Source organism: Caproiciproducens sp. MSJ-32, from assembly GCF_018918055.1.
Classification (GTDB): domain Bacteria; phylum Bacillota; class Clostridia; order Clostridiales; family Clostridiaceae; genus Clostridium.
In genome coordinates this window covers 18955-27085 of sequence record NZ_JAHLPS010000008.1, presented here as the reverse complement: position 1 = coordinate 27085, position 8131 = coordinate 18955, and the positions used below count along the sequence as shown (strand labels likewise).

Annotated in this window: 9 protein-coding genes; 6 read left to right on the top strand and 3 right to left on the bottom strand. The window is 29.2% G+C overall.

What is annotated here, in order from left to right:
• Positions 1-200 (bottom strand): DUF1836 domain-containing protein (locus tag KQI16_RS00775; RefSeq protein ID WP_216431529.1); only part of this gene is annotated, 200 nt, incomplete at its 3' end.
• A 45-nt stretch (positions 201-245) separates the two neighbouring features.
• On the opposite strand from KQI16_RS00775, the gene KQI16_RS00770 reads away from it, so the two are divergent.
• The 6 genes from KQI16_RS00770 (at position 246) to KQI16_RS00745 (ending at position 6032) form a co-directional block, all read left to right on the top strand.
• Complete coding sequence (locus KQI16_RS00770) at positions 246-737, top strand: DUF1836 domain-containing protein (RefSeq protein ID WP_216431528.1); 492 nt, start codon at positions 246-248, stop codon at positions 735-737.
• Between the two features lie 109 nt (positions 738-846).
• Positions 847-1659: a glutamate 5-kinase gene (gene proB, locus KQI16_RS00765; RefSeq protein ID WP_119864128.1), complete on the top strand. Its 813-nt coding sequence runs from the start codon at positions 847-849 to the stop codon at positions 1657-1659.
• Between the two features lie 23 nt (positions 1660-1682).
• Positions 1683-2927: a glutamate-5-semialdehyde dehydrogenase gene (locus tag KQI16_RS00760; protein WP_216431527.1), complete on the top strand. Its 1245-nt coding sequence runs from the start codon at positions 1683-1685 to the stop codon at positions 2925-2927.
• A 36-nt stretch (positions 2928-2963) separates the two neighbouring features.
• Entirely contained in the window at positions 2964-3410 is a 447-nt protein-coding gene (locus KQI16_RS00755; RefSeq protein ID WP_216431531.1) for a GNAT family N-acetyltransferase, read from the top strand.
• A 273-nt stretch (positions 3411-3683) separates the two neighbouring features.
• A complete protein-coding gene (locus tag KQI16_RS00750) occupies positions 3684-5069 on the top strand; it encodes an NCS2 family permease (protein ID WP_216431526.1) in 1386 nt (461 codons plus the stop codon).
• Between the two features lie 171 nt (positions 5070-5240).
• Positions 5241-6032, top strand: coding sequence for an SDR family NAD(P)-dependent oxidoreductase (locus KQI16_RS00745; protein ID WP_216431525.1), 792 nt, complete (start codon positions 5241-5243; stop codon positions 6030-6032).
• A 108-nt stretch (positions 6033-6140) separates the two neighbouring features.
• On the opposite strand, the gene KQI16_RS00740 is transcribed toward KQI16_RS00745, so the two are convergent.
• Positions 6141-7322 (bottom strand): ABC transporter permease, encoded by a 1182-nt coding sequence (locus KQI16_RS00740; protein WP_216431524.1) that lies wholly within the window; start codon positions 7320-7322, stop codon positions 6141-6143.
• Positions 7315-8046 carry an ABC transporter ATP-binding protein gene (locus KQI16_RS00735; RefSeq protein ID WP_216431523.1) on the bottom strand — a complete coding sequence of 244 codons (732 nt, stop codon included), beginning with the start codon at positions 8044-8046 and terminating at the stop codon, positions 7315-7317. Before KQI16_RS00735 ends, KQI16_RS00740 begins: the two co-directional genes overlap by 8 nt.
• Positions 8047-8131: the final 85 nt, after the last annotated feature.

Here is an 8131-nt window from a genome sequence, read left to right as displayed (position 1 = left end):
AACTTTCCTTTAGAATAATTATTTATCATAGTTTTAGTTAAGGCCTTATCATCTTCCTTTCTCTTACTGTCCTTAAACTTATTATCAAATAATTGAATCACCTGATCCATATATAAATCAAGCTCTGGTAACTCCTCTAAAGATATTTGCTTATTTAAATTTAAACTATTAAATAGCTCCATTAATTCCTTTGTATCCATAACTTCCTCCACATAGTTTCAAAAACTACTTGTTGCGATTTATATATGGATCAGGTGATTCAATTATTTGATAATAAGTTTAAGGACAGTAAGAGAAAGGAAGATGATAAGGCCTTAACTAAAACTATGATAAATAATTATTCTAAAGGAAAGTTATTAATGCCTGTTAGAAATAAAAAATATACAAAAGAACATTTAATATTAATGAGTCTTATTTATAATTTAAAGGGTGCATTATCAATAAGTGATATTAAAAGTGTGTTAAATACTATAGTAGGGTCTTTAGAAAAGAATGAGGGTTATCCATTAAGGGAATTATATAAATTATTCTTAAGTAGAAATGAAAGAGCTGTTAATGAAGTAGAATGCTCTATAGAAAACATAGGAAAGGATATTGAAAATATAAAATCTAATGGTGAAATTCAAATTAATGAATTTGAGAGAAATTTCTTATTGTTAGTTTCTTTTATAAGCATGAGTAATATGTATAGAAAAATGGGAGAAAAACTAATAGATGAATATTTTAATAAACTTTAAAAGAAATTTTTTAGTATTTTTTAATTAAGACTATTTCTCTAGAAAACAATGTATTATAATAATTATTAAAATTAAAGTGAAATTAATATATAACCTGGGGAGAAGAAAAATGAGTAATAGAGATAAAATAAAAGATTACAAAAGAATAGTAGTAAAGGTTGGAACATCCACATTAACTTATGGCAATGGTAAAATAAATTTATCTAGAATAGAAAAGCTGGCCAGAATACTTTCGGATATTATGAATTCTGGGAAGGAAGTTGTTCTTGTAACTTCTGGGGCAATTGGAGTTGGAGTTTCAAAACTTAATTTAAAAGAAAAGCCAACAACGATAAGAGAAAAGCAGGCTGTAGCAGCAGTTGGGCAATGTGAACTTATGCATATATATAGTAAGTTTTTTGGAGAATATAGTCATGTAGTAGGTCAGGTTTTATTAACAAGAGATGTTGTTGAAGATGAGCATGTTAGAAATAATGTTTGTAATACCTTTGAAACCTTAATAGAAAATCAAATAATTCCAATAGTAAATGAAAATGATACAGTATCTATTGATGAAATTGAAAATATTGTTAGGTTTGGTGATAATGATAATTTATCTGCTATAGTATCAAAATTAGTTAAGGCAGATATTTTAATAATATTATCAGATATTGATGGGTTTTATGATTCTGATCCAAGGAAAAATGAAAATTCTAAATTAATAAGAGAAATATCAGAAATAACTGAGGAATTAGAAGCTTGTTGTGGTGGAGCTGGAAGCAGTCTAGGAACTGGTGGTATGATAACTAAACTTACTGCAGCTAGAACTGCAACAGCGGCTGGAGTTGATATGGTTTTAGCAAATGGAGAAAATCCAGAAATACTATTAAATATTTTAAATGGAGAAGAGATAGGAACATTATTTGTTTCAAATAAAAAGTAATATAAAAATAGGAGTTGAGGGCTATGAAAACAGTAAGAGAATTAGGAAAAAGAGCTAAGGAAGCTTCTTATGATCTTGGGGTTGCATCAACATCGGAAAAAAATAAGGCTTTAGAGCTTATGGCATTAGCTTTACTTAAGAATAAGGAAGAAATAATCAAGGCAAACGAAATAGATATTGAAAAAGCAAAGGAAAAGGGTACTCCTGCTTCCCTTATTGATAGGTTATATTTAAATGAAGAAAGAATAGAAGGAATGGCTAAAGGAGTTAGAGAAATAGCTGCTCTTGATGATCCTGTTGGAGAAGTAATAGAAATGTGGAAGAGACCAAATGGTCTTCAAATTGGTAAGCAAAGAGTTCCAATGGGAGTTATAGGAATAATATATGAAGCCAGACCAAATGTAACTTCTGATGCAGCTGCTTTATGCTTAAAAACGGGAAATGCAGTTATTTTAAAAGGTGGAAGTGACGCTATAAATTCTAACAAGGCAATAGTTAAAGTTCTTGTAGAGGCAGTTAAGGAAGCTGGATTACCAGAGGCTTCTATTCAGCTTATAGAAGATACATCAAGAGAAGCTACAACGGAAATGATGAAGTTAAATGGATATATAGATGTTTTAATTCCAAGAGGAGGGGCTGGTTTAATTCAAACTGTTGTAAAGAATGCTACAGTTCCTGTTATAGAAACAGGGGTAGGTAACTGTCATATTTATGTTGATGAAAATGCTGACTTTGAAATGGCTAAAAATATAATAATTAATGCTAAAACATCTAGACCAGGTGTTTGTAATGCAGCAGAAAAAATAGTAATCAATGAAAAGATAGCTGCTGATTTTTTACCAATAATAGCAAAGGAACTTAGAGAAAGGTCTGTTGAAATCAGAGGAGATGAAAAAGTAATAAATATTCTTAAAGATGTAAAAGCGGCTACTGAAGAAGATTGGGAAAGGGAATATTTAGATTATATAATAGGAGTTAAAATCGTTAAAGATGTGGATGAAGCAATAAGTCATATAAATAAATATGGTTCAGGACATTCAGAAGCAATAATTACTGAAAGTTATAAAAATTCTCAGAAGTTTTTAAATAAAGTAAATGCAGCTGCAGTATATGTTAATGCCTCAACTAGATTTACTGATGGCGGTGAATTTGGTTTTGGAGCAGAAATTGGAATAAGTACTCAAAAACTTCATGCAAGGGGCCCTATGGGACTTAAGGAGCTTACAACAGTGAAATATATAATCTACGGTAATGGCCAAATTAGATAATTAAGGTGATAAAGAGTGGCATTAGATAAAGAACTGATAACTTTTAAAATTAAAAGTTTTAATGAATTGTCTGTAGATGAATTTTATGAAATAGCAAAGATTAGATATGAAGTTTTTGTATGTGAACAGGAAATAACCTGTGAGAATGATTTTGATGATAAGGACAAAGAAGCCTACCACCTTTTAGTGTGTTATAAAGATAAATTTATAGGATATTGTAGAATATTAAAGGCAGGAGTTTCTTATGAAGTTCCTTCTATTGGCAGAGTTCTCATTTTGAAGGAATATAGAGGCTATGGTCTTGCTAAAGAAATGATGAAAAAAGCTATGGATTTTATATTTTATAAATTAGAAGAAAGTGAAATTAAATTATCTGCACAGCTTTATGTAAGAAATTTATATGAATCATTAGGTTTTAAAGCTGTATCAGATATATATAAGGAAGCTGGGATAGAGCATATAAAGATGCATTATATAAAATAAAAAGGATTGTTTTAAGAAGAAGAATATTTTTAATCTTCTTTTTTACAACAGTCTTTTTTTATAAAAGTAATATTATCAAAAAACGAATTGTGACTTATATATTTTTAATGGAATGTTCGGATTTTTGCTTAAATCTGAATACGTTAACAAGAAAAATATGGATTTTTGTTAAAAAAATTAAGAAAAAATAATAAAAAATAAAATAACTATTGCATAAATACGAATAAAATGTTATTATGCTAATGTAATATTCGTTAATACGAGGAGGCAATTATGGAAAAGTTTTTTAAACTTAAAGAAAACGGGACTGACGTAAAAACTGAATTGTCAGCAGGGTTAACTACTTTCTTAACTATGGCATACATATTATTTGTAAATCCATCAATGTTATCATTAACAGGGATGGACAAGGGTTCGGTATTTGTAGCAACAATTCTTGCGTCAGCTATAGGTACTTTGGTTATGGGGTTAGTGGCTAATGTTCCTTTTGCACAAGCACCAGGAATGGGACTAAATGCCTTATTTACTTTTACAGTAGTATTAGGACTTGGCTTTACTTGGCAACAAGCTTTAGCTATGGTTTTTATTTGCGGAATTATTAATATTATAATAACTACTACTAAACTAAGAAAAATGATAATTCAAGCTATCCCAGTATCACTTCAATATGCTATATCTGGTGGTATAGGTTTATTTATAGCTTATTTAGGGCTTAAGTCAGCTCATTTTATTAATTTTACTGTTGAATCAGCTAATGCTATTGCAGAAGGTGCAGTATATTTTGATGCAGTACCATCTCTTACAGTTTTTAAAGATCCAGTAGCAGTATTAGCATTAATAGGTTTAATAATAACAATAATACTAATGTTATTAAATGTTAAGGGATCAATTTTAATTGGAATAATTTTAACAACAATAATAGGTATTTTTAATGGTGTTACTCAAGTACCTGATTTTTCTTCAATAAATTTTGGGGTTCCAAGTTTATCGCCTACATTTTTCAAATTAGATATTGCAGGATTATTTAGTGATCCATCAAAGATATTCCTAGTTCTTACAACAATTTTCTCTTTTTCACTATCTGATACTTTTGATACAATAGGAACATTCCTAGGAACAGGAAGAAAAGCAGGAATATTCGATGCAGAAGATGAAAAGCTATTTAACGAAGGGGCAGGTTCTAAATCTAGACTTGATAAAGCATTATTTGCAGATGCTATTGCAACTTCAACAGGTGCATTATTAGGTACAAGCAATACAACTACTTATGTAGAGAGTGCAGCAGGTATAGGTCAAGGTGGAAGAACAGGTTTAACATCTGTAACAGTAGCGGTATTATTCTTATTATCTTTATTCTTATCACCAATTATAGGTATGGTACCAGGAGCAGCAACAGCACCAGCATTAATCGTAGTTGGAGTTTTAATGATGGATTCTATTAAAAATATTGAATGGGGCGAATTTGAAGTTGCCGTTCCAGCTTTCCTTGTAGTAACATTTATGCCTTTCACTTTCAGCATAACAAATGGTATTGCAGCAGGATTTATAGGTTATTGTATAGTTAAAATATTTAAAAAGGAAGCAAAGGATGTTCATCCTATAATGTATATAGTTACTTTATTATTCTTATTAAACTCCTTCATTCAAGCATTAAGCTAAAAATTTATATTAACACTTAGTAAGGGCTGTATCAAGTGATTTAAAATCAATTTGATACAGCTTTTTTATTTTTAAGGATATCATTCATATTGAATAATATTTATATTTTTATAACAATATGATATATTGAAAATTAAAGTTAATTATTTAAATATAAATGGAGGATTTTTTATGGGGAAGCATGATAGTAGGAGCTGTGTATTAATAACAGGTGCTACTACAGGAATAGGATATGAATTAGCAAAACTATATGCTGAGGAGGGGTATAATTTAATATTAATAGCAAGAAATAAGGCTAAATTAGAGGAGAGAAAATATGAGCTTAATTTATTATATAATGTTAATATTCATATATTAGCTTTAGATTTAGCTCTTGATAATTCTTGCGAGGAAATAATAAATTATATAAATAGAAAAAATCTAACCGTTGATGTTTTAATAAATAATGCAGGAGTAGGTACTTTTGGATATATTGCTGAAATAGACCTAGAAGAAGAAATGAAGCTAATAGATATTAATATTAAGGCCTTAACGAAACTTACTAAATTGATTTTGCCTTCAATGATAGAAAATGGAGAAGGAGCAATATTAAATGTTGCTTCAACAGCAGCCTTTTGTGCAGGTCCAAAGATGGCTGTTTATTATGCATCTAAAGCTTATGTTCTTAATTTTACAGAGGCTCTTTATGAAGAAGTAAGGGATAGGGGAATTAAAGTAAGCTGTTTATGTCCAGGAGCAGTAAAAACAGAATTCCAAGATAGGGCTGGAATAAAGAAGAAGGAAATAGCAAAGAAAAACTTAATGCTGCCTAAGGATGTAGCAAGAATAGCTTATAGGGATTTTAACAAAGGAAAGTTAATAATAATACCTGGTTTTAAAAATAAGTTAATGGTATTTTTAAATAAATTTATGCCAAGGTCTTTATCAAGAAAGATAATTTTATTTATGAATAAGGAAAACTAAATACAGTTAGGAGTTAGGAGTGTGGAGTTAGGAGTTTAAAAGGATAAAAGTCATACAACAAATTTGTTTGTGTATGACTTTTTTTGTTTTTAAGCATTTGTTGCTTAATTAAGTTCTAAATATAACTTCTTCTCTAGAGAACATGAATCTAACAAATGTAATAGAAATAAGAATATATAATAAATGCCAGCAGACTACCATTAATATGTGTTTGAAGTCATATATTCCAACAATAAATTCCTTCATTAGGCAGATAGAATTTGTGATAGGAATATTAAAAAATGCTGGATTTATTGATTTAGCATCAGCCATATATGGAATAAATGCTAGAAGCATAGAAGGCATAGTTATTGCTGCTAAATATGAATTTGCTTCTTTTGTTGACCTTGCATAAATACTTATTGAAATTTGTAGTGTTGCTAAGAATATTAAAACTAATACTCCAATTAATAGAATACCTAAAATAGAATAAAGATTAATATTTATATCTACTTCTCCTCCAAAGTTCATAAATTTACCCATTGAAAAGGCCATTACAAATACATTAGCTACCAGAGATATAAAGGCAACAACGCATAGAGCTACTATTTTACCAGTAATTATTGAGGAACGATTGGCGGATGTAGATAATAGTGGTTCAAAAGTAAATCTTTCCTTTTCACCAGCACCTAAATCAGCAGCCATTCCAATAGTTGAAGAAATCATTAATATAATTATCAAGGTTGGTAGCATAGACATCATCATAGATGAGAAATTATTTGCTTCTTCCCCTTCATTAATTCCAGACTTAACTTCTAAAGTGAAAGGAGATAAAATTGATGTATCTAAGCCTGAAGCCGCTAATCTTTGAGCAACCAAGTTGTTTTTATAACTTTCAAGAATTTCATTAATCATGGATTCTGCAATCATGGACTTATTTGATTCTTCATCTATTAAAATAGTAATTTTATCGTTTTTACCTGCCATAATATTTTCATCAAATTTATCAGGAATTTGAATTATAAGTTGTATATCTCCTTTTTTTAACAAATCTTGAGGAGTATCTGTTTCTACTAAATTAACAGCAGGAATAGATAATATAGCATCAGCAACACTAGATTTTGTATCTCCTTCTATATAAATATTTATCTCCTTTTCAGCTTCATCTTGGAGATTATTTATAGATGATGACATAAAGCTAAACATAGCAGGATATATTATTATAGGTAAAAATATTGTTAATATTAAAGTTTTCTTATCCCTAAATATATCTAATAACTCTTTTTTTAGAATAGTTATAAAATTATTCATTTGATTCACCTCCTATAATCCTTAAGAAGATTTCTTCAACATTATCATCATTATGTTTTTCTTTTAATTCTTGAAGAGTACAATTTTCTAATAAGTTTCCCTTATTTATTATTACAACTCTATCACATAACTTTTCTACTTCTTTTATAGAATGGCTAGAGAATAAAATCGTTTTTCCTTCGTTTTTGCATTGAAGAATAAAGTCTTGAACAATTTTTGCAGCACTTACATCTAATCCAGTTGTTGGCTCGTCAAATAGCATAACAGATGGATTATGAACTATAGCTCTTGCTATTGAGATTTTTTGCTTCATACCTCTTGAATATTTTCCTACAGGTTTGTCTATATAATCTTTCATTCCAAAGCTTTCTGCTAACTCATCAACTCTTTTATCAGCTTCTTCTTTGCTCATTCCATGAAGATTTGCAAAGTATCTTATGTTTTCCCTGCCAGTTAGTCTATCATAAAGTCCTACATCACCGCCAAAAAGAATGCCAATGTTTTTTCTAACTTCAGAAGGGTTTTCTTTTACGTTAATATTATTAACTGTAATATTACCAGAATTTATTTTAAGCATAGTAGAAATCATTCTTAAGGTAGTAGTTTTTCCAGCACCATTTTCGCCTAGTAATCCTACTATTTCTCCAGGATTTACTGAAAAGCTTATGCTGTTTACAACTATATTTTTTTTAAAGCTTTTTGTTACATTTTCTAAGATAAGCATTGACTTCCTCCTTAAATAAAATAATAAGAATATTATAACACAAAAGATAGCAGATGGTAATTGTTGTAAAGAAAAAATAGGGGTT

What these genes read in the sequence shown, in the direction of transcription:
- KQI16_RS00750 (WP_216431526.1), top strand. Translation starts at nt 3,684, where the DNA reads ATGGAAAAGTTTTTTAAACTTAAAGAAAACGGGACTGACGTAAAAACT.
- proB (WP_119864128.1), top strand. Translation starts at nt 847, where the DNA reads ATGAGTAATAGAGATAAAATAAAAGATTACAAAAGAATAGTAGTAAAG.
- KQI16_RS00760 (WP_216431527.1), top strand. Translation starts at nt 1,683, where the DNA reads ATGAAAACAGTAAGAGAATTAGGAAAAAGAGCTAAGGAAGCTTCTTAT.
- KQI16_RS00740 (WP_216431524.1), bottom strand. Translation starts at nt 7,322, where the DNA reads ATGAATAATTTTATAACTATTCTAAAAAAAGAGTTATTAGATATATTT.
- KQI16_RS00735 (WP_216431523.1), bottom strand. Translation starts at nt 8,046, where the DNA reads ATGCTTATCTTAGAAAATGTAACAAAAAGCTTTAAAAAAAATATAGTT.
- KQI16_RS00745 (WP_216431525.1), top strand. Translation starts at nt 5,241, where the DNA reads ATGGGGAAGCATGATAGTAGGAGCTGTGTATTAATAACAGGTGCTACT.
- KQI16_RS00770 (WP_216431528.1), top strand. Translation starts at nt 246, where the DNA reads ATGGATCAGGTGATTCAATTATTTGATAATAAGTTTAAGGACAGTAAG.